Origin of the sequence: Streptomyces phaeoluteigriseus (assembly GCF_001896135.2) — a bacterium.
GTDB lineage: Bacteria > Actinomycetota > Actinomycetes > Streptomycetales > Streptomycetaceae > Streptomyces > Streptomyces phaeoluteigriseus.
Genome location: NZ_MPOH02000001.1, coordinates 26272 through 50295 on the forward strand (window position 1 = coordinate 26272; position 24024 = coordinate 50295).

General features: G+C 68.8%; 22 protein-coding genes and 4 pseudogenes. 16 read left to right on the forward strand and 10 right to left on the reverse strand.

Annotation, left to right across the window (positions count from 1 at the left end; translation table 11 throughout):
• Positions 1 to 959: 959 nt before the first annotated feature.
• Positions 960 to 2450 (forward strand): alpha/beta hydrolase family protein, encoded by a 1491-nt coding sequence (locus tag BM536_RS00115; protein ID WP_073497148.1) that lies wholly within the window; start codon positions 960 to 962, stop codon positions 2448 to 2450.
• 2297 nt (positions 2451 to 4747) lie between these two features.
• Positions 4748 to 5071, forward strand: coding sequence for a peptidoglycan-binding domain-containing protein (locus BM536_RS42045; RefSeq protein WP_245873192.1), 324 nt, complete (start codon positions 4748 to 4750; stop codon positions 5069 to 5071).
• Positions 5072 to 5108: 37 nt separating this feature from the next.
• On the opposite strand, the gene BM536_RS42050 is transcribed toward BM536_RS42045, so the two are convergent.
• Together BM536_RS42050 and BM536_RS00130 are read right to left on the reverse strand one after the other, a co-directional pair.
• Positions 5109 to 5312 carry a helix-turn-helix domain-containing protein gene (locus BM536_RS42050; protein WP_245873183.1) on the reverse strand — a complete coding sequence of 68 codons (204 nt, stop codon included), beginning with the start codon at positions 5310 to 5312 and terminating at the stop codon, positions 5109 to 5111.
• Between the two features lie 5 nt (positions 5313 to 5317).
• Complete coding sequence (locus tag BM536_RS00130; RefSeq protein WP_245873184.1) at positions 5318 to 6781, reverse strand: AAA-type ATPase lid domain-containing protein; 1464 nt, start codon at positions 6779 to 6781, stop codon at positions 5318 to 5320.
• 293 nt (positions 6782 to 7074) lie between these two features.
• Between BM536_RS00130 and BM536_RS00135 the strand changes: the two genes are divergently transcribed.
• The 7 genes from BM536_RS00135 (at position 7075) to BM536_RS00165 (ending at position 14302) form a co-directional block, all read left to right on the forward strand.
• Positions 7075 to 8100 carry an NAD(P)-dependent alcohol dehydrogenase gene (locus BM536_RS00135; RefSeq protein ID WP_094102334.1) on the forward strand — a complete coding sequence of 342 codons (1026 nt, stop codon included), beginning with the start codon at positions 7075 to 7077 and terminating at the stop codon, positions 8098 to 8100.
• Positions 8101 to 8118: 18 nt separating this feature from the next.
• Positions 8119 to 9720, forward strand: a complete 1602-nt coding sequence (locus tag BM536_RS00140; protein WP_073497158.1) for an extracellular solute-binding protein — start codon at positions 8119 to 8121, stop codon at positions 9718 to 9720.
• Positions 9721 to 9801: 81 nt separating this feature from the next.
• On the forward strand, positions 9802 to 10680 hold the full coding sequence (locus BM536_RS00145) for a carbohydrate ABC transporter permease (protein WP_073497160.1): 879 nt from the start codon (positions 9802 to 9804) through the stop codon (positions 10678 to 10680).
• Positions 10677 to 11522 carry a carbohydrate ABC transporter permease gene (locus BM536_RS00150; RefSeq protein WP_073497162.1) on the forward strand — a complete coding sequence of 282 codons (846 nt, stop codon included), beginning with the start codon at positions 10677 to 10679 and terminating at the stop codon, positions 11520 to 11522. The genes BM536_RS00145 and BM536_RS00150 overlap by 4 nt, the downstream gene beginning before the upstream one ends.
• The gene (locus BM536_RS00155; RefSeq protein WP_073497164.1) at positions 11519 to 12607 is read left to right on the forward strand and encodes an ABC transporter ATP-binding protein; all 1089 of its coding nucleotides are present in this window, start codon (positions 11519 to 11521) and stop codon (positions 12605 to 12607) included. Before BM536_RS00150 ends, BM536_RS00155 begins: the two co-directional genes overlap by 4 nt.
• A 1-nt stretch (position 12608) precedes the next feature.
• Positions 12609 to 13688 (forward strand): ABC transporter ATP-binding protein, encoded by a 1080-nt coding sequence (locus BM536_RS00160; protein ID WP_073497166.1) that lies wholly within the window; start codon positions 12609 to 12611, stop codon positions 13686 to 13688.
• A 281-nt stretch (positions 13689 to 13969) separates the two neighbouring features.
• Complete coding sequence (locus BM536_RS00165) at positions 13970 to 14302, forward strand: putative quinol monooxygenase (protein WP_073497168.1); 333 nt, start codon at positions 13970 to 13972, stop codon at positions 14300 to 14302.
• Between the two features lie 83 nt (positions 14303 to 14385).
• Here BM536_RS00165 and BM536_RS44605 read toward each other — a convergent pair.
• The 3 genes and pseudogenes from BM536_RS44605 to BM536_RS00180 form a co-directional block, all read right to left on the reverse strand.
• Positions 14386 to 14574 (reverse strand): annotated as a pseudogene (locus tag BM536_RS44605) (IS110 family transposase); the annotation flags it as partial.
• A gap of 233 nt (positions 14575 to 14807) precedes the next feature.
• The gene (locus tag BM536_RS00175; protein WP_073497183.1) at positions 14808 to 15182 is read right to left on the reverse strand and encodes a VOC family protein; all 375 of its coding nucleotides are present in this window, start codon (positions 15180 to 15182) and stop codon (positions 14808 to 14810) included.
• A gap of 23 nt (positions 15183 to 15205) precedes the next feature.
• Positions 15206 to 15727: a cupin domain-containing protein gene (locus BM536_RS00180; protein WP_073497181.1), complete on the reverse strand. Its 522-nt coding sequence runs from the start codon at positions 15725 to 15727 to the stop codon at positions 15206 to 15208.
• Between the two features lie 333 nt (positions 15728 to 16060).
• Between BM536_RS00180 and BM536_RS00190 the strand changes: the two genes are divergently transcribed.
• Entirely contained in the window at positions 16061 to 16441 is a 381-nt protein-coding gene (locus BM536_RS00190) for a hypothetical protein (RefSeq protein ID WP_245873185.1), read from the forward strand.
• Positions 16442 to 16489: 48 nt separating this feature from the next.
• Positions 16490 to 16822, forward strand: a complete 333-nt coding sequence (locus BM536_RS00195; protein WP_073497173.1) for a glyoxalase superfamily protein — start codon at positions 16490 to 16492, stop codon at positions 16820 to 16822.
• Positions 16823 to 17262: 440 nt separating this feature from the next.
• Here the strand turns inward: BM536_RS00195 and BM536_RS00200 are convergent, their stop codons facing one another.
• The gene (locus tag BM536_RS00200) at positions 17263 to 17898 is read right to left on the reverse strand and encodes a TetR/AcrR family transcriptional regulator (protein ID WP_073497175.1); all 636 of its coding nucleotides are present in this window, start codon (positions 17896 to 17898) and stop codon (positions 17263 to 17265) included.
• A gap of 110 nt (positions 17899 to 18008) precedes the next feature.
• On the opposite strand from BM536_RS00200, the gene BM536_RS00205 reads away from it, so the two are divergent.
• Both BM536_RS00205 and BM536_RS00210 read left to right on the forward strand, forming a co-directional pair.
• Positions 18009 to 18398 (forward strand): VOC family protein, encoded by a 390-nt coding sequence (locus BM536_RS00205; protein ID WP_073497177.1) that lies wholly within the window; start codon positions 18009 to 18011, stop codon positions 18396 to 18398.
• A gap of 45 nt (positions 18399 to 18443) precedes the next feature.
• On the forward strand, positions 18444 to 19055 hold the full coding sequence (locus tag BM536_RS00210) for a dihydrofolate reductase family protein (protein ID WP_073497179.1): 612 nt from the start codon (positions 18444 to 18446) through the stop codon (positions 19053 to 19055).
• A gap of 57 nt (positions 19056 to 19112) precedes the next feature.
• Here BM536_RS00210 and BM536_RS44610 read toward each other — a convergent pair.
• Positions 19113 to 19355, reverse strand: a pseudogene (locus BM536_RS44610) (DUF6417 family protein); the annotation flags it as partial.
• 456 nt (positions 19356 to 19811) lie between these two features.
• On the opposite strand from BM536_RS44610, the gene BM536_RS00215 reads away from it, so the two are divergent.
• Positions 19812 to 20234, forward strand: coding sequence for a pyridoxamine 5'-phosphate oxidase family protein (locus tag BM536_RS00215; RefSeq protein ID WP_073491471.1), 423 nt, complete (start codon positions 19812 to 19814; stop codon positions 20232 to 20234).
• 468 nt (positions 20235 to 20702) lie between these two features.
• Here the strand turns inward: BM536_RS00215 and BM536_RS00220 are convergent, their stop codons facing one another.
• Together BM536_RS00220 and BM536_RS00225 are read right to left on the reverse strand one after the other, a co-directional pair.
• Positions 20703 to 21401: a response regulator gene (locus tag BM536_RS00220; protein WP_073491503.1), complete on the reverse strand. Its 699-nt coding sequence runs from the start codon at positions 21399 to 21401 to the stop codon at positions 20703 to 20705.
• Positions 21402 to 21654: 253 nt separating this feature from the next.
• Entirely contained in the window at positions 21655 to 22284 is a 630-nt protein-coding gene (locus tag BM536_RS00225; protein WP_073491504.1) for a DoxX family membrane protein, read from the reverse strand.
• A 172-nt stretch (positions 22285 to 22456) separates the two neighbouring features.
• Here BM536_RS00225 and ppk2 point away from each other — a divergent pair, with 172 nt between their 5' ends.
• A complete protein-coding gene (gene ppk2 / locus BM536_RS00230) occupies positions 22457 to 23260 on the forward strand; it encodes a polyphosphate kinase 2 (protein ID WP_073491472.1) in 804 nt (267 codons plus the stop codon).
• Positions 23261 to 23269: 9 nt separating this feature from the next.
• Here the strand turns inward: ppk2 and BM536_RS00235 are convergent.
• A pseudogene (locus tag BM536_RS00235) lies at positions 23270 to 23477 on the reverse strand (universal stress protein); the annotation flags it as partial.
• 19 nt (positions 23478 to 23496) lie between these two features.
• Between BM536_RS00235 and BM536_RS42060 the strand changes: the two are divergent.
• Positions 23497 to 23997 (forward strand): annotated as a pseudogene (locus BM536_RS42060) (SulP family inorganic anion transporter); the annotation flags it as partial.
• Positions 23998 to 24024: the final 27 nt, after the last annotated feature.

Genomic DNA, 24024 nt, shown 5'->3' on the forward strand with positions numbered 1-24024 from the left:
CGCGGGCGGCGGTGGGTTCAGCCGACTTCCGCGCACAGTGGCCGCAGACGCCGCCCAGTACTGTGACGCGCGGGTCCCCGATCGGCGCAGCCCGGAGAACGGGGCCGGCGCGGTCGGCCCGGGGCGTGTTCTTTCCTGCTGCGCGCCGGGCTGCAGGGCGGTGCACCAGTCATCCCCGAGTCGGCTGCGGGTTTGCGCTGGTGGGAGCGGCTTGCCAGTCAGCTACTGGTTCCCACCGTGCGGCCTCGGCGGTGGGGCCGACGAACTGTAGGGCTCGGAGCATTACGCCAACGGCCCGGCCCTGAAGGCGGCTGCTCTTACAGTGCGCGGCGCAGCAGCAGAACGAGCCGCGGCACGCAGCGGCGTGGATGCCCGACGCACCGGCACGACTGCCCGCAGCTCACCAGCTCACCAGCTCACCAGCTCACCAGCTCAGTGTGCAACTCCACCTCGTCCGGGTTGCCCGGTTAGTACGCGGCGCGGCAGTTCCGGCAGGCAACCCACCCAGGTGAGAGATCTTCGGCGCATCGCGTCGGGGCGGTCAACAGGGCCCCGCCCCGCACGACGGCAGCGGCGACAAACGCGCCGCGCCGGCCCGGATTCGCGGCCGCCGTGCAGCGCGTCCCACACCATGGTGGCCCCGACCGGCGCCACCGTCGCGTACAGCCGGAACGTGTCGGGTACAAGGGACGCACACCCCACGCTCCCCGGCCTCTATCGGGGCCTGTCACGGTAGGCGCGGGCCCGCGAAGCTGATGAGTCCACCGTCTGATGGCATCGCGCCGAGGTACGACTGCTGCAGGGGTCCCGCTTCCTTCCGCGGTCGCGTAGCGGCCGTTCCCCGGGCGTGCTCGATTGCGACTCCGGTTGCACTGGCGAGACGCCCGATGCGACTCCGGTCGCACAAGGGACATGCCTCGGATGCGACTCCGGTTGGATGCGGTGGCGACCCTGGATCGATGTGGCATCGTGTGCCCCGCCCCGAGGATGGCCGGGTGACCGAGATCATCGCGGGGCTGTACATGTCCCCTCTGGAATTTCTTGCCTTGCTAGGCGCCGTCGCCGTGGTGGTGGCACGCTGGCTCCCCCTCGCTGCCCGCCCACGCGTCACGGTCGCGGCGGGGGCAGTTCTCGCGCTGTCCGTGATCGTGCTGAGTGCGGTGGGTATCCGCTGGCAGATGTTGCCGGTACTGGCAGGCGCTGCCGTCGCGTTGCCGTTCGCCCTCTCTCCCCTGTTGCGACGCCGTGCAGGCCGACCGGCGTGGCGGGCCCGATGGTGGCTGGCGTTGCCGGGGTCGGCGGTCTGCGTCGGTCTGATTGCCATGGGTCCGGTGGCTGCCTGGGCCTTTCCCGTACCCGTGTTCCCCGAGCCGTCGGGCCGTTTCGCGGTCGGCACCCACGTGGTGCAGTGGACCGACCCACGCCGCCCCGAGAGCTTCACCGCCGATCCGCACGACCGGCGCACGGTCGTGGTCCAACTCTGGTATCCCGCGCAGAAGAGCCCCGCAGGCACGCAGCGGGCCCAGTACCTCGGACGCACGGAGCACGAGGCGCGCACCGTTTCCGATGCCCTCGCCCGCGAGGCTGGCTTGCCTGGCTTCCTGATCGACGGCGTTCCGCGTGCCCGTACCCATTCGGTCTTCAACGCCCCGGTGGCCGGTGGGGGCGAACGGTTCCCGGTCGTGCTGTTCTCTCCCGGGTCGGGCGGCGTGCGTACTCAGAACACCGCGTGGGCGGAGGAACTGGCCAGCCACGGCTATGTGGTTGCCGCCCTCGACCACCCGTACGACTCCGCCGCCGTCGTCCTCGCCGACGGCCGAACGGTTCAAGCCACGATCGCCTCCACCGGAGACCGGGGCAAGGACGGCAAGCTGGCGATCGGCTGGACGGCTGTTCGGGCCGCCGACCTCAGGTTCGTCCTCAACCAGCTGGAGCGTGTGGGCCGAGGTGAACTTGCCGGCCCGCTGACCGGACGCCTGGACACCAGTCGGGTCGCGGTCACGGGCCACTCCATGGGCGGTGCCGCCGCTCTGCAGGCAGCCCGCCAGGACCGCAGGTTCGACGCCGTCATCGATCTGGACGGCTACCCCCACGGCCCCACCTCCCCCTCCCTCCACCAGCCGACGCTCGCGCTCACCCAGGCCATCACCCCCGGAACCGACCCGGGTTACATACCCCGCCTCACCAAGGCCCTCGAGCTCAGTACCGCGACGAGCTACCGGCTCACCATCCCCGGCGCCGCACACCTCAGCTTCATGGACGGCCCCCTGTACCTGCCGCCTACGCCCTCGATAGTCGGTTCCCTCGGCCGCACCGAGAGCCCGCACGTCGTCGCCGCGACCACTCTCGCCTTCCTGGACACCACCCTGCGGCACAAACCCGGTGACCTGGCCGACGCCCTGTCGGCCTATGGCGACCTCAGCGTCCACCACGCGGCCAACAGCCGCTGATCAGCTGTGGAGCAGCTCGGCGTCGGCGTGGAGAACCGCCGGTCGTGGTGGCCGACGCCGCCTATGGCGCCGACGCACAGTCTTCTGCGGCTGGGGAGCCCGGCCAGTGACTCAGTCACCGGCTTCCCCTCTGCCACTCGGTGAGCCACTCACGGAGGGAGAGGCGCTGACGCCGCCAGAAGGGCTGGCGGAGGGCGTCGCGGATGGGGTCGCCGTCCGCGAGGGCGAGGTGGGGCGGCTGCTGGAGGTTCGGGGGGTAGGTTTCGCCTTCCCTGGTGGCGGCGTACTGGTGGTGGCGACGGGGGGCCGAGAGACCGGTGACTTGCTGCGAGTCGCCGTCGGCAGGGGACGTCGGATCCCGCCACCGTCCAGGTCCCGGACGCCTTTTCGGGCCGGGTGCGTGGTCACACGCTCCGGTGAAGCCGGTGCAGCCGGTGAATCGGTGACGCGGCCCCCTGGATCCTCGAGGGATGGCGGTGCCGGGATCGAGGCTGCTCGTGGGGCTGTCGGCTGGGAAAGCACCCAGGCGGTGGCCAGGCCTCCGAGGAGGGTGAAGGCTGCTGCGGCAAGAGACCGGACTGCATACTTTCTCAGCCGCGCCGGACGGTCGTCTGCCGGCAGGTCCTGCGAGGGCGTCGGTGATCCGGGAAGTGGGGACCCGGAGGAGTTCGGCCCCCCGCCGAAGCGGGCCTCCGGCATCGCGGCGTCGACGTCCGGAGTACCGTCTCTCCGATCGCTCGACTGTGCCACGTCAGGGTCGTATGCCCCACACTCCGGGCAGGTTACGGCGCCGTTGAGCGTGCGGTTGCACGGGATGCAGTAGTCCATGAAGCGACCGATCTCAGTCCTTGAGTCGACGGGAGAGAAATGCCCCCAAGCCGGGCAGCAATCAGCGTCGGGGAGACGCCCACTTGGTTCGTTTCGGACCGATCTTCAGCATGTGTGAACCTCCCTTCCTTACCGGGCTGCAGGCGGGTCACCGGTTACTGGGGTCAACGGGACGGATCGAATGAGTGCTCAGCCGCCATCTCAAAAGTGGGGTAGGTAACTCCGTCCGGAGAATCGTTGGTGCCCGGGACGGCGCGGCGGCCTCCGCGTACGAGCCGACGGTTGCGGCTCGATCCGGGCCGGTTCCACGGACAAGATCGCTACCCAAGGACGATCCCGATCGAGGAACACGGCAACCCGCCCTACGACTGGCCAGGTACGCGCCGCAATGGCCACGACGACGGCGTGTTCCGGGCGGCCGGACCACTGCCGGTCTTTGAATGAGGTGTGGGTTACATACCGGCCGCGGGATGAGGACGAAGCGCGCCGCCTACGTATCTCCCTCCGAGACAGGAAAGTAGGGGAACCCGCCACCAAGGCGCCCTGTGCGGAGGTCCTCGTCACCGTCCGACCCGTGGCACCTGACCGCCGCCGACGAAACACATGGCCTGTCAGGAACAAGACAAGCTGAGGAGGAACCGGTGGGTCACCACGACGCCAACCCTGAGCGGACTCCCGCCGCAGATCCTGACATCGCGCACGAGATCAGGGACTCCTTCCAAGCCGTGCTGGACGCTTTGGATGCCGCACGCGCCGACCTCCTGCGCGAAGAGCAGCAGGAACACGCCGAGGGCCCGTCCCCGTCCCAGAGCCGTCACGGTCCCCCGACCGGGGATGACCGCCTTCCACACCCGTCCCCGTCCCCGTCCTCGACCCCGGCTTCCTCCGCATCCCGCCGGGCACTGCCGGTCAGACGTGTGTCGTCAGGCACGCAACCAGAACGTCCCGGGCCCCACCGGTCAACTGCCGCTGAGTCGCTGCCTACCGGCGGCCCGCGCCAGGCCAACGCCCCGCAGGCTGTCGTGGTGGATGCACCGGGGTTGCCCAGAGGGCTGGAGGCCGTCCCGCCGCCGTCGGTGGGAAGGCCGCCGACGGCCAGGGGACCGGGCCCGGAAGCTGTCGCACCGACCGTGGCCTTTCCAGCTCCGGCTCCCTGGCAGGAGAGCGGGCAGAGCAGGAGCCCCCGGGCGGGCACCGCTTGGTCGGACTCCCCCCCTTGTCCGGCCGTCCCGCCCGACCAGCTCGCCACCGCGCCCATCAAGGGGTCTGTGCCGCCTGTCCGCGCACACGGAAGAAGGACCAGCGGCAGGCGGCGGCGAGCCACCAGCAGCAGGAACCTGCGCGTCACCGGAATCTTCGGGCTGGGCGCGGCCAGCGGGTTGATCCTCGCCTCCTGGCTGCTGATCGACCACAACGCCGAGCCCGCGACCTCCTCTTCGCCTCCCGGGCACCTGGAAACCCCACTGCCGGTGACTCCCGCGCCACGGGCCCCCTCTCCCCGGACTCCAGGGCAGACGAACCCCTCGCAGCCCGGCACACCGGACCCGCCACTCCCCGAAATCCCGGGCACGGGCGTCCTACGCCAAGGCGACAGCGGCCATGGGGTCTACGAGTTGCAGGTACGTCTTCTGCAGATACCGGACATCTACGACGGTGGCCCGATCAATGGCCGCTACGACACCGGGGTCCGAGCGGCAGTGACCCTGTTTCAGAAGCGCTACGGCATCCGCGGCGATGAGAGCGGGGTCTACGGCGACAACACACGTCTCGCCCTCATGCTGCGGACCAAATAAGGGGCAGCGGAAGGTCGGGGCCCGGGGATACGGCCCGTTACGTCAGGCTCGACGGGACGATGCCGTAGCGGCGCATCTTGCGGTACATCGTGGCGCGGGAGATCCCGAGGTCCTGCGCGGTGCGCTGGACGTTGGAGTTGCGGTCAACCAACCCACGCAGAATGGCGTCACGTTCCAGCGCCTCGATGGTGGTGAGGACCTTGTTCGACGACACTCGGCATTCCGGCGGCAGGTCCTCCATGTGGATCATCCGGCCCGAAGGCCGCGCGCCAGGCCCCGGATCACCAACTCCAGCTGCCGGACGTTCTCCGGCCAGGGGCATCGCTGCAGCATGGTCAGCGCATCCGGGGAGAACCCGCTCTCGCCGCTCGGCCGGTACTTGCGCAGGAAGAAGCGCGCCAACTGCTCGATGTCTCCATAGCGATGACGCAGGGGAGGCACCTCCACCGAGGCGCCACAGCGCTGGTCGAGCTGGTCGTCGGCGCCGACCTGCGACGGCTGGCTGGTCATGACCAAGTGCCCGGGCGCGTTGCCCTCCAGCCGTACCAGCAGGTTCGTCAGCCGCTGCCGCAGCTGGTCGCCCAGCAGGTGGACATCGCTCAGGACGAGCACGTTGGACGCCACGGCGAGCAGCTCTCCGATGTCGTGCAGCCAGCGCTCGGTGACGGCCGGTGCATCCGACAGCGGCGCTTGCCTCAGCTCCAGCCGACGTCCGGCGCCGTGGGCCCGGTGCAGGGCCTCGACCAGCGTTCTCTTGCCGACGCCGGCTTCACCCAGGAGATGGAGCCATGTCCCGGCGACGAACGCTGTTTCGCTGTCGGCGACCGCGCGCAGCCAGTGCGGGGACGAGCCCACCAGTCCCAGGTCGTAGCGGGCGGGCGCGGCGGAAGCCGCAGGTGTGGGCTGGGGCCGTCCGATCAGCCGGACCCGGAAGACGGCGCCCGCGTCGCTGTCCTCGCGCCGGCAGCGACTGACCCTGAGTTCGGCGACCCGTCCCGAGGGCAGGGCGATGCTACGGATCCCCTCCAGCCGGGGGTGGTCGGCGATCTCGCGGGCATGGTCGAGCAGCGCATAGTGATCCGGTCCGGTCACGGCGGCGCTGAGCTGCTCGTTCATCATGACGACATCGCGGTTGAGGGCCAGCACGGGTCCCGGGCGCGCCGAGGAGCACGCCTCCATGTAGTCCTGGAAAAGAGCCCGCTCGCGCCGCGAGGTGATCGCCGCGATCTCGGCCTCGATCTGGGCCGCGACCGACCGGGCGAAAGCCATCAGCATGCCGTCGGAGCCCTGACGGATGGTGGTCAGGTTGAAGGCTCCCAGCAGGGTGCGCCGGGTGGGATGCAGGATCGGCACGGCCGCGCAGCGGAAGTCCCGCAGCGCCTCGACGTAGTGGTCCATTCCGGCGATCATGACCGGTCGGCCGCTGGCCAGCGCGGTCCCGATGCCGTTGGTGCCCACGTAGCGCTCGGCGAACACATGGCCCGGTGCCAGGTGCACGCGGTTGAGGTTCGTCGTCAGCCCCTCGTGGGAGACCTTGCGAGAGAGGACCACACCGTTGCGGTCCGTGATCATCGTGGAGACGGGGTCGTCGGCGAGCTGCTCGTGCAGTCTGTCCAGGATCGGCAGCGCCGCCCTGGCGAGGTGGCTGTCCAGATTGGGGTTGTCCAGGTACGGAGCGTCGAGGCTGCCCGGCTTCACGTCGTATTCCATCGAGCGATGCCATGAGGCCACCACGAGCGGTCGGGCGCTTGGATCCTTGGTGACTTCCAGGTAGAGCTCTTTGGCTGCTCTCAGTGAGCTTCCGGGTTGTTGGCGGGGCATTAACACTCCCGTACTGCGCGCGTCACAATCCCTCGGTGCAGTGATTGGACCAGTTCGAACGCGTGGCGCCTACGGCGTGTATCACATTGAGACATTCGCGGACGGATTCTGAGACATCGACCTGCGAGCGGCTGCCTGTGTAATCGGCGCACCACCCACCCGCCGACTCGCAGGGAGCCGCTATGAAAGCCGTGCAGGTCATCGAGTACGACGAGCCGCCCGTGCTCGTGGACGTACCGGACCCCCACATCACCGGTCCGCTGGATGTGATCGTGAAGATCGGGGGCGCCGGAGTCTGCCGGACCGATCTGCACATCCTCGAAGGACAGTGGAAGGAGAAGAGCGGGGTCGCCCTTCCCTACACGATCGGTCACGAGAACGCCGGCTGGGTCGCGGAGGTCGGGCAGGCCGTCACCAACGTCAAGGTCGGTGACCCGGTCATCCTGCACCCGCTGGTGACCTGCGGTCTGTGCCGCGCCTGCCGGGCCGGCGACGACGTGCACTGCATGAACTCGGCCTTCCCCGGCATCGACGCCGACGGCGGCTACGCCGAGTACCTCAAGACCAGCGCCCGCTCCGTCGTGCCCCTCGCCCCGTCCCTGGAGCCGGCCTCGGTGGCGGCCCTGGCCGACGCCGGACTCACCGCGTACCACGCCGTCGCCAAGGCGACCCGGGTGCTGCGGCCCGGCGACAAGGCCGTGGTCATCGGCGCCGGCGGACTCGGACACATCGGAATTCAGGTGCTGCGGGCCCTGTCGCCGGTGGAGATGATCGTCATCGACCGCAGTCCGGAGGCCCTGGCCCTGGCCGAAAAACTGGGCGCCGACCACACCCTCGTCGCGGACGGAAGCGAAGTCGAGCGCGTACGGGACCTCACCGGCGGTCACGGGGCGGAGACCGTCCTGGACTTCGTCGGCGAGGGTGGCGCTGTCGAGACGGGCGTGGCCTGTCTGCGCCGCAACGGCAACTACTACGTCATCGGCTACGGCGGCCACCTCCACGTGCCGACGATCGACGTCATCTCCACGGAGATCAACTTCATCGGCAACCTCGTGGGGTCCTACAACGACCTCTCCGAGCTGATGGTCCTGGCGGCCCAGGACAAGGTCACCCTGCACACCCGGCGGTACCCGCTCGCCTCCTTCCGCCAGGCCCTCGACGACCTGGACACCGGGGCCGTACGCGGCCGAGCGATCTTGATCCCCTGACACCGCAGGAGAAGCCCCATGCGCAGCAGACCGTACAGAGCCCTGGTCGCCGTAGCCGCCGTCGCGGCCCTGACCGCCACCGCGTGCACCGCCCAGAGCGAGGCACAGCACAAGCCCAAGGACAAGGCCGGGCTCTTCAAGCCCGGATCGGAGATCAGCTACAAGAAGTACGGCAAGGACTACCCGGCCACGAAGGTCAAGGACGTCCCCGGCCCCTGCAGCTACGACTCGATCAGCCGCAAGGACTACTCCGGGCAGACACTGAAGATCATCAGCCACGCCGTTCCCGTCATCGGCGAACCGACCCAGCTGCACGCCAAGCAGTTCGAGGACATCACCGGCGGGAAGGTCGAGGTGGTCAACGTCCCCTTCGGTGAACTGCATCAGAAGATCCTCACGCCCCTCCAGGCGGGCCAGCCGGCGTACGACGTCATGTTCTACCCGTCCCTGTGGATCGGCGACATCGCCCCGTATCTGGCCCCGGTACCGAAGACGTACCTGGACAGCCCCGGCATGAAGGACGTCACCCCGGCCTACATGGACGTGGCGACCTGGAACGGGAAGGTCGTGCAGTACCCGGTGGACGGGGACCGCCACTACCTCAAGGTCCGCACCGATGTGCTGGAGGACCCCGAGCGGCAGGCGCAGTACAGGAAGGCCACGGGCAAGGACCTTCAGGTCCCCAGGACGTGGGCCGAGTACCAGGAGATGGCCGAGTTCTTCGGCGGCGAGGACCTCGACGGCGACGGCAAGGCCAACTACGGCAGTGCGGAGGTGACCAAGCGCGACGACCTGACCTTCTCCGCTTTCATCAGCCGGGCGGCGCCGTACGTGAAGAACCCGGACGTCAAGGGAGGCGTCTTCTTCGACGTCAAGACCATGACGCCGCTGATCAACACGCCGGGCTTCGTCCGCGCCCTGGACGACATGGTGAAGGCCAAGTCGACCTGGGCACCCGGCGGCGCCAACTTCGGCCTGGGAGACGAGATCTTCTCCTTCGGAGGCGGCCAGACGCTGATGTCCTACTCCTGGGACGACGCCTTCATCCAGGCCCAGCAGCCGGAGAGCAGGATCCGCAACAAGGTCCAGGCGGCGCCGCTGCCGGGCTCCGCGGAGGTCTACAACCGCACGACGAAGTCGTGGGACAGGAAGGCGAACCAGGCTCCGTACTTCACCTGGGGGTGGACCTCGGCGGTGGCCAAGGCCTCGCGTCACCAGCAGATGGCCTTCGACTACCTCTGCTTCTTCAGTAACGAGGCCAACGCCGCCCTGGACCTGACCATCGGCCGATTCGGTGTCAACCCCTACCGCTATGCCCACTTCGACCCGGCGTTCTGGGAGCAGCAGGGCTGGGAGAAGGACGTCGCCGAGTCGTACGTCCGCACGCTCGCCGGCATGGAGAAGAGCACCAACCGCGTCTTCGACCTGCGCGTTCCCGGTGTCAACCAGTACATGTCCGCGCTGGCCAACGGTGTCGCCGCGGCTCTGGCGGGACAGAGCTCCCCCCAGCAGGCACTGGACGGCGTGGCCGAGGAGTGGTCCAAGATCACCGATCAGATCGGCAAGGACAAGGTCCAGAGCGCCTATCGCGACGTGGTCGCTCTTGAGGACAACTCCTGATCCGACCGCAGGACGCCCCGGGTGGCCGGCCGGTCCGGTCCGGCCACCCGGGGGCGCCCGCCCCCTTCCGCAAGGAGAACCATGGACGGCCTGCGCCGGCACAAGAGCATGTTCCTGCTGCCGGGACTGCTCACGCTCTTTCTGATCATCATTTTCCCGCTCCTGTTCACCATCCGTGTCAGCTTCTCCGGCTGGAACGTCAGCAACCCCCAGATGGACTTCATCGGAGGCGCCAACTACACGGCGATGCTGCACGACAGTCGCTTCTGGGCCTCCATCACCCGGTTGCTCCTGCTGGCGGGCGGCACGGTCCTGATCCAGTACGTCATCGGGTTCGGTATGGCCCTGCTCGTCTGGCGCGAGGTACACGGCCGCAGATTCTGGCGGGTGCTCTTCCTCGTCCCCATGATGACCACGCCCGTGGTGATGGCCGCCATCTGGCAGACGATCTTCCATGAGTCACTGGGACCGGCGAACGATCTGCTGGGGATGCTGGGCCTGACGAGAATCCCCTGGCTCACCGAGTCCGGTCCGGCGCTGGTCGCGTTGATGACCGTCGAGGTCTGGCAGTGGACGCCGTTCATGTTCCTGTTGCTCCTGGCCGGCCTTCTCAGCCTTCCCAGGGAACCGTTCATGGCCGCCGCGATCGACGGCGCCGGCACCTGGCGCACCTTCTGGAAGGTGACCTTCCCGCTGATGGCACCGGTCTCGGTCGCGGCGGTCATCATCCGGCTGATCGAGGCCTCCAAGCTGTCCGACAGCGTCTACGTGCTGACCTCCGGCGGCCCGGGGTCCTCCACGGAGACCCCGGGCTACTACCTCTACATCAAGGGCCTCCGCGATCAGCAGACCGGCTACGGCGGGGCGATGTCCCTGACCTACCTCGTCCTGATGACCGTCACGCTCACGGTCGTCGCCGCCCTGCTCACCAGGGCACTCAAACTGAAGGGAGCCTCATGAGGTCGCGCCTTTATCCCGTATTCAAGTACACCGTGATCGCCCTGTGGGCGTGCTTCGTCGCGGGACCGTTCTTCTGGGCGATGACGACCAGTTTCAAGAACGCCAACGCCGTCCAGGGCGGTCCCACCTACATCCCCTGGGCGCAGTACGAGCCGACCCTCACCGGCTGGCGCAACATCTTCGGCGGAGCCGGCGGTATCGATGTGATCGATCCCTTCATCAACAGCGCGATCATCACCATCGCCGCGTCCGCCATCAGCCTTGCCCTGGGATCCCTGGCCGCCTACGCGCTGTCCCGGTACCGGTTCAAGCTGGGCTTCATCAAGAACAGCGACATCGTCTTCTTCTTCGTCTCCCAACGGATCATGCCGCCCGTCGTCCTGGTGATCCCCTTCTTCTACCTCCTGCAGTGGGGCGGCCTCCTGGACAGCATCCCCGGCCTGGTCATCGTGACGGTCGCTCTGCTGCTGCCGATCGCGGTCTGGGTGATGGTGGACTTCTTCAACGGCATCCCCCGGGAGATCGACGAGATGGCGATGCTGGACGGCTGCCCCCCGTTCCAGACCTTCGTACGGGCGATCCTGCCGAACTCCCTGCCCGGGTTGACCGTGGCGGCGATGTTCTGCGCCGTGTTCGGCTGGAACGACTTCTTCTTCGCCTTCCGGCTGACCTTCACCGAGGTCCAGACCCTGCCCCAGGCGGTCGTCGCCCTCAACTCCTCCATTCCACCGTGGTGGACGCTGTCAGCCGCCGCGCTCTTCGGTGTGGCACCGCTGGTCCTGCTCGCCCTCTGGGTGGAGCGCCTACTGTCCAAGGGGAACCTGTCGGGAGCGGTCCGATGAACCTCAGCGCCACTGATCTGTCCCTGACCGTCGACGGCGTCGACCACCTCAAGAACGTGACCGCCACCTTCCCGCCGGGACGGCTCCACACCGTCATCGGCCGGACGATGGCCGGGAAGACGACGCTGCTGCGGGCCCTGGCCGGCCTGCAGAAAGTGGACTCCGGCTCGCTGACGCTGGCGGGATCCGACTTCCTGAAGACGCCGGTGTGGCGGCGCGACACCGCCATGGTCTACCAGCAGTTCATCAACTACCCGCATCTCAATGTGTTCGACAACGTGGCCTTCCCGCTGAAGCGGGCCGGGCTGTCACGGCACGAGATCCAGCGGCGGGTCCGGCAGAGCCTGGCGAGCGTGGGGCTTGCGGACTTCGAGAAGCGCAAGCCCTCCCAGCTCTCCGGCGGCCAGCAGCAGCGCGTCGCGATGGCTCGCGCCCTGGCCCGCGGTACCGGCATCCTCCTGCTCGACGAGCCGCTGGCGAACCTGGACTACAAGTTGCGCGAACAACTGCGCGACGAGTTCAAGGCTCTCTTCTCGGACCGGGGCGACACGATCGTCATCTACACGACCACCGAACCCGCCGAGGCGATGATGCTCGGCGACGTGGTCCTGGTCATGCACGAGGGGCGGATCATCCAGACCGGCACCCCGCAGGAGGTCTTCGAACGTCCGGCGACCACCACGGTGGCGTCCATCATCAACGACCCGCCCATGAACATCTTCGGCGGCCGGACCGAGGGTGGCCAGGTCACGGTGGCCGGCTTCCAGGCCACGCACGTCTCCGCGCACCTGACCGACCTGCCCGACGGCGCCTACCAGTTCGGCCTGCGCGCCACCGACGTCAGCCTGGCTTCCAGCGGGGTCGAGGCCGAGGTCACCTTCGTCGAGATCTCCGGCTCGGAGACCTTCGTCCATGTGGTCGTCGGCGAGACCCCCTTCGTCGTACAGATCGAGGGCATCCACGACGTCGCCCTCGGCGACCTGGTCAAACTTCAGCTCCGTCCCGACCGGCTGTTCGCCTTCGACGAGCAGGGGACGCTCGTGCGAACACCTTCATACGATCTCGCTTCAGTGGAAAGGCGTTGACATGGCGCAGTTGGACATCGTCGACGTCGGGCACGCGTATGCGCCGGGTGCCGAGGAGGAGCAGTGGGCCCTCAAGCCGCTGAAGCTGACCTTCGAGTCCGGCAGGACCTATGCGCTGGTCGGTCCCTCGGGCTGCGGCAAGACGACGCTGCTGAACATCTTGTCCGGCCTGGTCAGACCATCCCGGGGGCAGGTGCTGTTCGACGGCGTCGACGTCACCGCCCTGCCCACGAAGGCGCGCAACATCGCCCAGGTCTTCCAGTTCCCCGTCATCTACAGGTCGATGACGGTCTACGAGAACCTCGCCTTCCCGCTGCAGTGCCGGCGCTGGGACAAGGCGAGGATCGACGCCAAGGTCCAGCAGGTCGCCGAGGCCCTGGACCTGCACGACCGGCTGCGCCAGCCCGCCCGTGGCCTCACCGCCGACGACAAGCAGCTGATCTCGCTCGGCCGCGGCCTGGTCCGTGACGACGTGGCGGCCGTCCTGATGGACGAGCCGCTGACCGTCATCGACCCACAGCTGAAGCACTCGCTGCGGCGCAGGATCCGTGAGATCACCGAACAGTTCCGGCCCACGGTGATCTATGTGACCCACGACCAGTACGAGGCGATGAGCTTCGCGCAGGAGTTGCTGGTCATGAAGGACGGCCGTGCCGTGCAGCAGGGCACCCCGGAGCAACTCTTCGAGGCGCCCTCCTCCACCTACGTCGGCTACTTCATTGGCTCACCTGCGATGAACTTCCTGACCGTCGACCGAGGCGACGGGCCCTTCGAGCTGGGCGGCCGGACGCTGTCCGCTGCCTGGGACATCCCCCACAGCACGACTGACGTCCAGGTCGGCGTCCGGCCCGAATACGTCAGGGTCGTCACGGACCCCGGCCTCAACACCTTCCCCGGCCGACTGCGGGGAGTCAGCGACCACGGCGCGCAGCGCGTGCTCGACGTGGAGGTCGCCGGGCAACTCGTCAGGGCCAAGACGCCGCGGGAGGAGGGAGTTCCGGTCGGCGAGGAGGTCCTCGTGCACCTGCCGCGCGCCAAGGTCCTTCCGTACGCGGGCGGCCAGTTGGTACTCCGGTCGTAACGTCCGCCGGGCATGCCCGCGCCCCTGCCGCGCAGCGCGTTGGGGGCCGCGGGCCGTCCGGCGCAGTGCCGCGACGCGCCGGCCGTCGGGGGTCCGTAAGCCGGCGACGGCAAGCCGAACTCGTACGATCGTGTCGCCATGAGTCCTGATGGCGCGGCCGGAAAGAAGGCAGAGCCCCAGCTGCCCGTAAGTCGCCTCGTCGTCCCTGCCCGCGACGTACGCGACGCCTGTTCGATGCAGGACATACAGACATCACATACAGACATCAGCGAAGGAATCCCATGATCTTCATCACCGCCAAGTTCCGAGTCCGTCCCGAGCATGCCGACCGCTGGCCCGAGATCGCCGCCGACTTCACCCGGGCCACGCGCGCCGAGCCCGGCTGCCTGTGGTTCGACTGGTCGCGCAGCGTGGAGGAGCCGACGGAGTACGTCCTGGTCGAGGCCTTCCGCGACGACGAGGCCGGGGCCACGCATGTGCAGTCCGCGCACTTCAAGGCTGCGCAGCGGACGCTGCCGCCCCATCTGCTCGAGACGCCGCGCATCGTGAACGCGACCGTTCCGCAGGACGACTGGTCGCTCCTCGGGGAGATGGCGGTTCCCGAACAGGAGTAGCTCTGCTCAGAAACCGTTGTCCTTGCGGACCTGAGGGCTGTGTTTCCGCTGGGCGCAGGACCGGAGTCTCCCTGACGAGGTCGAGCCGCTTGCGTCACCGGTGGGGCGGCGGTGAAGACCCGTCCGTCACCCAGCAGTGCCCACAACACGCTCGCGGACAGCGGGCCAGGGCGATCACGACCGGCCTGGACGTTTTGCAGCCCTCGCCACTCCTCTTCGAGGTGGCAGTCGCGGTTCGGTCCTTCGCGGATGATGCCGGTCTGCGCGGACATGCTCTCCGCGCTTGCTCCGGACCTCGCCGGATATGCCGGCCCGGTGCTGGACCGCTCCCGCGACCGTGTCTTCGCTCTCGACGAGTTCGCTCGGGTCCGGCCCATCGCAGACCCGTACTGGCCGGACGCAGGCACCCCGCCGGGTGCCTGCCACCAACCACCGCTCGCGCCGTCCGATACTTCCGCACCCCAGCCACGCCTCGTGGGCCGAACTGCCGTACCAGGCCGTGGACTCAGACGGTCCAGTCGCGTGAGCACAGGACGAGGAAGTACTTGTCGGGGTCGGCCACGGTCACGCCGTACTTGTCCCAGTAGGGGTTGTGCGCGGGTGTCTTGGTGCCCCCGTGGGCCACCAGGCGGTCGACCAGCGACGGGTCGACCGGAGCGCCGAGGTAGACGACGAACAGGTCGTCCGGTGTCGGGGTGGGATCGATCGGTCGTTCGGGGTCATGGGTGAGTTCGAAGTGCCAGGCGGCGCCCGGCGGCCCGACCATGAGCAAGTCGTGTTCGCCTGGCACCCGTTCAGTGGTCCGCCATATCACCTCGAGTCCGAGACCCGCGACGTAGAAGTGTTCCGCGGCGGCGAGGTCTCTCGAGGGCCGAGCCATACGGATGCGGGTCGTGGAGTCGATCACGCGGAACCCTCCAGGGCGGCACGCCAGGCAGGGCTGTCGACGTAGTGGTTGTCGAAGCGCTCCGATGACTCGGCGATCTCCTTCGGGTCCGCCTCGCCACGCATCACCCGGCCGAGCAGGCGCAGGTAGTCGAACCTGCCCATCCCGGGGGTGAAGACGAACAGGACATCCGCTTCACAGCCCGGGGCAGCCGCGAACGCGTGCGGGGTGTGGGGCGGCACCGCGAGGAAGTCGCCTTCCTTCAGGACGGTGACTTCCTCGCCCACCAGCACCTGCAGAGCCCCTTTGATCACGAAGAACAGTTCCGTTGCGCGGGTGTGGAAGTGGGCCGGCGCCCCTGCCCCACCCCTCGTGAAGGTGGACCGGTAGCTCGTGAAGCCGCCTGTGGTGCCGTCCGAATCGGCCAGAAGGGTGATCACACTGCTCGGGTCGGAGCAGGTCTCGGCGTCTGCGTGGCGGGTCAGCACCGCCGCGGGCGGAATGTTGGTCTCGGACATGGTGGGTGTCTCCTCGTTCATGATCATGATCCTAGGATCTTGAGTAGCTCTCGTATTCGGGTGCGGGGTGCGTCGAGGCCGGCCGGGTGTTTCAGCCGCCCAGTGTGATCAGGGCCGCGATAGCCGGGCCGAAGGCGCCGCCCAGCTGATAGCAGAGGTTGAACAGACCGATCGCCGTGGGGCGCTGGGCGGCCGGCGCTGTCTGGGCGGCGTACACCGCCAGCGTCGCCTGGCCCGCACTCGTCGCGAGGACTGCCAGCGTCGCGACCCGCGGATTGAGTTGAGTGTCAAAGACCCCGGCGCAACCTCCGCCGAAAAGTGCTGCTGGCCCACGGGACTGCCTATGGTTCAGGCATGTCATCTCTCAGTGTCAGTCCGGACCCGCGGTCCGGCGATGTGCCGCCTGATCGCCGGATGCCGTCCGGGGTGGACCGTGTGATCACGGGATTGTCGTGCTGGTGGGTGGCTGCTCCCCTTCTCTTGCTGACCCCTGTGATCGCTCGTGCGATGGGGTTTCCGGAGGTGCGGGAGGAGTTCGGCAGGATATTCGGGTTGGCTGCTCTGGGCAGTGCGGTGGTCGCGCCTGCTGTGGGGTTCGTGGTGGCGCTCATCGGGCGTCGGCGGCGGGCTCGCCGGCGCTTCGCCATCATGGGAGCGGTGTCCAGCGTGCCGGTCCTCTTCTTCTGGGTCTTCGGTGTACTGCTCGCCGAGTGCCCTGATGGCTATCACTGCTAGTGCCGCATCAGGCAACGTTCGCCCCGGGTGGTCTGCGACGATGGCGCCATGGACGAGGAAGTGATTCCCATTCTTCGCGTCGAGGACGCTGCGGCGGCGATCGCGTGGTACGAACGACTGGGTTTCGCCAAGCAGTGGGAACACCGCTTCGAACCGGGACTTCCCGCGTTCGTCGAGGTCGCCCGGGGCGGGGTGCGGTTGTTCTTGTCGGAGCACAAGGGAGATGCCCGCCCCGGCACGTTGGTGTACCTCCGCGTTCGTGACGTCGAGGCCATCGCCTCCGAGTTCGGTGTGCAGGCGAAGGACGCTCCGTGGGCGCGTGAGATCGAGCTGCGCGACCCTGACGGCAACCGGCTTCGGATCGGCACGCCGACGGAATGACACTCACCGGCAGGGCGCGGCAGGGAAGCTGGGCACGGTCGCCCCGGCGTCTTCGGTTGCTTCCTCGACGCCGTTCACCGCAGCGCGGCAACACCGTTCCCCATGGCCGGCCGACCGAAGGAGTGCCCGCGCCTGCGAAGGTCGAGCGGCACCTGGAAGCGGCACTCGACCCGTCCGCACTGGTCCGCCTGGGCAGCCAGGTCGGCCCGTGCGCCACCTGCCAGCGCAAACCCAGTGATACGGCCGTGGCGGCAGCCCACTCTGCCAGTGGTGCATGACCCCTTCTGTCATCCAGGCGTGGGGCGCCGCCGTCGGCCACCCCAGGACCCGTCCCTGTAACTGCTGTCGCTCCGCTCGGCATGGCCGGCCCGCATTGCCCCACCCTCATGCAGGGCGATCGCCCGGTCCCGAGCGCCGTTCCCGGCCCTTGGAGGCTGCGCTCATGCCACGGCGTAGTGCCCGAGGGCCGGTTCGAGGAGTCGGAAGGCGTCGGCAGCCTCGTGCGCGACGACTGCGGCGATCTCGTCGTTCGTGCGGCCGGCGAGGGTCAGCTCCTGGATGCGGCGAAACAGGACGCGGTGTACCGCCGCGAGGAGGGCCGCGGCGGTGTGCGCCGTGATGTCGTCGGGGGAGGAACCTGTGGCCTCTGCGAGGGCTGCGGCGAGTACTTCTTCGCGCCGGTCGTGCAGCGTACGCAGGCAGGTGGAGAGAGTCGGGCTCTCGTGGATCATCCGGGAGAAGTCCGCGCCCGCGAAGCCGATGACCGGGTCCTGGGCGGCGACGCCCGCCTCGAAGGTACGGCGCAGCGCCCCGAGGGCGGATTCCCCGACGAGGCGGGCGGCCACGGCCTGGGCCAGACTCGCCACGAACGCGTCCTGGTGGTCGAAGGCCATGTCCTCCTTGCGCGGGAAGTAGTTGGTCACGGTCTTCTTCGCGACGCGGGCGGCGTTGGCGATCTCCGCGATGGTCGTCGACTCGAAGCCCTGCGCCATGAAGAGGCGGGTGGCGTGGTCGGAGATCAGCTGCCGGGTCTCGCGCTTCTTCGACTCGCGCAGCCCTGTGCTCTCGATACTCATGGGGCAATCTTACTCTCGTAGCAAAATTATATTGACTTCTTCCTTGCCTTCGACCTAATGTTACAACCAACGTAAGTTTGCTCCTCGCACCCCGACCCGAAGGAACCCGCGTGCAGATCACCGCTTCCACCGTCTCCCTCACCGTCGACGACGTGGCCGCGTCCCGCTCCTTCTTCACCACCCACCTCGGCTACGAGGAGCGCATGGCCGCCGACGGCTTTTCCTCGCTGAGCCGTCCCGACGCCGCAGCCGACGTCGTCCTGCTGCGCCGCGGCATGGAGATTCTGCCGAGCGATCAGCGCGATGAGCGCGCCCGTGGGCTCATCCTCGCGTTCACCCTTGACAGCGGCATCGCCCATGAAGAGGACAGACTCCGGGCCGCGGGCGTCGACATCACCATGCCGCTGCGTGAAGAGCCGTGGGGCGAACGCCTCTTCCAGATCACCGACCCCAACGGCGTCGTCGTCCAGTTCGTGGAGTGGGCCTCCCCCACGACGTGACCCCCCGGCATCACAGACAAGACGACCGCTCCACGAAGGGCATTCATGCGCAAGCTCGTGTACTTCATCGCCTCCAGCCTCGACGGCTTCATCGCCGGCCCGGACGGCGCGGACCCCACCGGCCCCGACGGCTTCTGGCCGATAGCGCCGGACTACGTCCAGCACCTGGCCACCACGTACCCCGAGACCCTGCCCGCCGGGGCCCGCGAGGCACTGGGCATCACGGCGGAGAGCACCCATTTCGACACCGTCCTGGAGGGCCGCAGGAGTTACGAGATCGGCCTGACGGCCGGAGTCACGGACGCCTATCCGCATTTGCGCCACCTCGTCTTCTCACGGACGCTCACCGAGGCGCCCGGCCCGGCCGTGGAGCTCGTCGCCGACGATCCCGCGGCGAAGGTCCGTGAACTCAAGCGGGAGGACGGCAAGGACATCTGGCTGCTCGGCGGAGCAGAACTGGCGGGCGCCCTCTATCCGGTGATCGACCAGCTGATCGTCAAGCTCAGCCCCCTCACCATCGGCGACGGCATACCCCTGTTCTCCCGCAAGACAGCTTTCGCCCCCCACCTGTGGCAGCTCACCGACCACACCACACTCGAGAGCGGCGTTCTCTTCCTCACCTACCAGCGCGCGCCCGACTCTCAGGCGCAGGGCTGAAGTCGCCCGCACGCAGAGGGCCGGCGGCCGGGAAGTCGGTTCTCCCTCCGACGGAATGCGCGAGGCGGTCTCGTCGGACACCCCGTCTGGTTCGGCCGCGACCGGGCCAGCACCCTCCACGGCGACCGTCCGCGGCACCCTCAGCAGCGCGTGCTGCTTCCCCAGCGAAAGCGAGGGGAATTTCTCCTGGTCGTACTCCACGGGCGCGAGGTCGGTCTCGTCCAGGTCGAGGTGCGCGTAGTCGTCGTCGATGACCGGCACAACACCCCCAGCCCGGTCACGCACACCGGACCCGGACACACGAGCAGCCCCTGCCCCGGTGAGGAAACACCGGGGCAGGGGCTGCGACGAACGAAGGGTGTGGTTGTGAAGGGCGGTCGCCTACGCGGCGAAAGGCTCTGCAGGGCTTCAGCCGAACGATCGTCCCTGCAGGCTATAGGTGAGGCCCGGGGACACTGTCCCCCTTCACCACCACGCCCCCCTACACGGCTGTCGGCTTGCGGTCAGCCGGTCAGCCGGTCAGCCGGTCAGCCGGGTCAGCCGGTCAGCCGGTCAGCCGGTCAGCCGGTCAGCCGGTCAAAGGCTGCCATCCGGGGAGACCCGGACCAAGGGTCTCTACCGGCGGACAGAGGGGCTTCCCTCGGGCGCCCTGGGACCCGGCCGGCCTCCACGCCGCCCTCCACGTGGCCCTCCGGCGGGTGGGGACAGGGCCGGTCGGCCCTATCCCCGGGCCACGGCGACGGGAACGATGGAGCGATGTCCCAGAACGACGCCTTCCGCGCACTCGACCGGCAGGAGTGCCTACGCCTGCTGGCCGAGGCACCGGTCGGCCGCGTGGTCTACACACGGCAGGCACTGCCCGCGGTCCTCCCCATCAACTTCTGCCTGGACACCGACCTCTCGGTGCTGCTGCGCACTTCACCGGACTCCGACCTCATCAGGGCCATCGACGGCGTCGTGGTCGCCTTCGAAGCCGACGAGTTCGACGCGACGACCCAGTCCGGCTGGAGCGTCGTCGTCACCGGACGGGCCACCCTCGTGACCGACCTCGCCGAGCACGAACGGCTGTCGCACTCCGGTCCCACGTCCTGGATGCCCCTGCGTGACGCCGTGTTGGTACGGATCGAGTCCGGGATCGTCACCGGACGGGAACTCAAGGGCACGCACGGAGCCCGGTGAGGTGCGCCTCGTAGCTCCCGTGCGCCAGGCCTGTGGCCCACGCCTCGGTGCACTCACCTCGGCATGGCCCGCTCCTGATCGGCCGCAGCAGGACCCGCTCGCCGCCCAGTAGCGGAGGCGCCAGGGTTGCGCGTTGTGCATGGAAGGCGCTGCGGTGGCCCCGGCCTCCAGCGTGCTCACGGTCTTCGGCTCCAGCGGTCGCTCTGCCAGGGCATCCTCCTCGCACGTCGCCGGGTGACACCCGTCCGAACGGCCGGATACCCCGGGTCGTCGACACGGGGTGCCTTCCGGCGCACCGTCGGTGTCCCTTCCCGGCACGGATCACGCGGAGCGGGTCCCGCGACGTCCCCTGGTCCCCGGGCCGGGGTCGGTCTGCCCCTTCACCTTCGCGCGGCCGGTGCGGGAGGCAAGGTGCTGTGCCGCGGTCGAGCCGCGAGACCTCCGGCTCCACGACTCTCCCGGGCGGCCTCAGCGGCCTTCGTGCCTGAGCCGGCCCTGGGCCTGGGTGGCGATCACGGCCGCCTGGACCCGCCGCTCGACACCGAGCTTGGCGAGCAGCCGGGAGATGTGGTTCTTCACCGTCTTCTCCGCCAGGTACAGCCGCTGACCGATCTGGCGGTTGGTGAGTCCCTCACCGATCAGGGCCAGGATCTCCCGCTCCCGCTCCGTCAGGCCCGGCAGGGCGTCGGGCTCCGGTGCCGTATCCGGTTCCTGACCCTGGCGCAGGCGTGCCATCAGCTTGGCGGTGGCGCTGGAATCGAGCAGGGACTGGCCGGCGGCCACCGTACGCACGGCCGACACCAGGTCCGAGCCCTGGATCTGCTTCAGGACGTAGCCGGAGGCGCCCGCCATGATCGAGTCCAGCAGTGCCTCCTCATCGTCGAACGAGGTGAGCATCAGGCAGGCGAGGTCCGGCATCCGGGAGCGAAGCTCGCGGCACACCGTCACACCGTCACCATCCGGCAGGCGCACGTCGAGCACGGCGACCTGGGGGCGCAGGGCGGGCACACGCACCAGAGCCTGGGCGGCATTGGCGGCCTCGCCGACGACGGTGATGTCCGGCTCATCGTCGAGCAGGTCGTGCACTCCGCGCCGAACCACCTCGTGATCGTCCAGCAGGAAGACCCGGATCGGACTACCGGGTCCGGACTGCTCGCCGTCCGCCATCGAATACTCCCTGCTCTGCGTCTCGTACCGCATCGTTCGCGTTCCGCGCCGGACCTCGCCCGAACGGGCGGTACCGGGCTTGTCCAGTGCAGATCCTGCTGGATCCCGGGCCGAAGGGCCAGGGCCGTTCGGCCCTACTCGTCTCTGACGATTGTCCCCTCCGGGCCTGCCGCACCCGGCGCACGGTGCACGAACGACCGGAAGCGCCTCCGACGGTGTGCGGAGGCGCTTCGGTCCGGACGAACGTGCGGCCTCACATCAGCCAGCGGTTGCGGCTGACGAAGGGCAGGCGCGCCCAGGCCCTGCCCAGACCCCAGGTGTCCCCGGCGCCCACTGCCGCAAGCAGGATGAGGACGACGGCGTAGACGAGGTGGTAGTCGGCGAACGGGTTCGTCGACATGCTCGCCGACCCGTCGGAGAGGTGCTTGGCCGGCGGCCACGCCGCGATCCACATGAGCGCCATCATCGCGGTGCCGGCGACCGCGGCGAGCCGCAGGCCGATGCCCGCGATCAGGGCGAGCCCGATGCCGAGCAGGCCCAGCATGAAGAGCCAGTCCGCCCAGGCCGCGCCGGCCCAGGCGTGGAAGGTGGACTCCATCGGGCCGACGGCCACACCGCCGAGGAAGCCCTTGGTGGGCGAGCCGCCGTCGATCCAGCCCTTGCCGGAGCCGGTGGCGTAGCCGAGGCCGAAGGTCTTGTCCAGGAAGGCCCAAAGGAACACGAACCCGGTCAGGAGGCGAAGCCCGGCGAACACGTACGCCTGGGTCGCCGTGGCCACGGCGGTCGCCTCACCGGCGGAGGCTGAGGCGGGAGCCGTCGAGGTCCGGGCCAGGGACCGGAAGCCCATTCCCAGGTGCCGCTGCGGGTGGTTGTGAAGTGCCATGATGCTCATCCCTTTCGGGGAGGGTGAGGCGCCGGTCGTGGTGGACTCTCGTTGCGCTTTCAATGTGCCGCGTCGCGAACCTCCGTCAGAGGGGCTGCAAGACCCCGGACAGCGGGCCGAACGTCCCTGTGTGCGGGATCATCGACGCAGGGACTCGGGCGAAGGAGGCGGCATGACCGGCAAAACGGCGGCGAAGGTACCCCGTGCGGCGTACGAGCGAGAACTGCTGCGTCTCCAGACGGAGTTGGTGAAGCTGCAGGAGTGGGTGCGCGCCGAGGGTGCGCGGCTGGTGGTGGTGTTCGAAGGCCGGGACGCGGCAGGCAAGGGCGGCACCATCAAGCGGGTCGCCGAGCACCTCAACCCGCGCGTGGCGCGGATCGCTGCACTGCCCAAGCCGAGCGAGCGCCAGCGCACCCAGTGGTACTTCCAACGGTATGTGGAGCATCTGCCGGCCGCCGGGGAGATCGTCCTGTTCGACCGTTCCTGGTACAACCGGGCCGGTGTCGAGCACGTGATGGGCTTCTGCACCAAGGAGGAGTACCAGCTGTTCCTGCGGCAGTGCCCGACCTTCGAGCGGATGCTGATCGAGGACGGGATCCTGCTGCGCAAGTACTGGTTCTCGGTGAGCGACACCGAGCAACAGGACCGTTTCCGGCGCCGGCTGGAGGATCCGCTGCGCCGGTGGAAGCTGTCCCCGATGGACCTGGAGTCGATCACCCGCTGGGAGGCCTACTCCCGGGCCAAGGACGAGATGATGGTGCACACCGACATCGCCGAGGCGCCGTGGTTCGTCGTGGAGAGCGACGACAAGCGCCGGGCCCGGCTCAACATGATCGCCCATCTCCTGGACTCCGTGCCGTACCGCGAGGTGCCCCCTCCGGTGCTCGAGCTGCCGCCCCGGCCGTCGTCGACCGGTTACGAGCGCTCACCGCGCGATCTGCAGACGTACGTCCCCGATCACGCGGCGAGCCTCTGATCCGCCCTGTCAGGCGTCGTGCGGCACGACGGCCACCGGGCAGCCGGAGCGGTGCAGGGCCGCGTGGGCGACCCTGCCGACCTGCAGCCCGAAGTGCCCTCTCATGACGAGCGGCCCCGACAACCAGCGGGCCGACCCCGTGCGAGGCGTCGACCAGCACCTGCCGGGCGTGGCCCTCGACGGTGCGCCGGCGCACGTCCACATCGTCAGGGACGTCCGCAGCCGGTCCCCTGCTCGTCGGTGGTTCCCTGCTCGTCGTGGTGTCCGGCACGGCGGCTGTGTCCGTGTTCGATCTCGACGACCGCTTCGGCGTCGAGGTGATCGGCGGCATCCCGTCGGGACTGCCGAGCACCGCCGTGCGGACCTGGCCGAACTGCCACAACTTCTGCTCCCCGCGTCGGGCGTCCTCCTGGTCGGCTACACCGACTTCATCCTCACCGCGCGGGACTCCTCAGCCGGTGCGACGGCGAGGGTCCCGGGCTCGACGCCAACCAGGAGTTCCTCACCCTGGGCGCGGCCAACCTCGGTGCCGGTGCACTGCACGGCTTCCCGGTGAGCCGCACTGCTTCCCGGTGAGCAGCAGCGCCGGCCGCACCGCGCCGGCCTCCTCGGCCGGTGCGAGCGGTCAGGCGTACGCGCTGGTCGCGGGGGCGGGCTTGCTGTCCGTCCTGCTGTTCATGAGCCCACTGCTCGCGCGGACTCCCGCGGGGGCCCGTGGGGCGCTCGTGGTGTACGCGACGTGGGCGGCGACCGTGTCTCCCCAC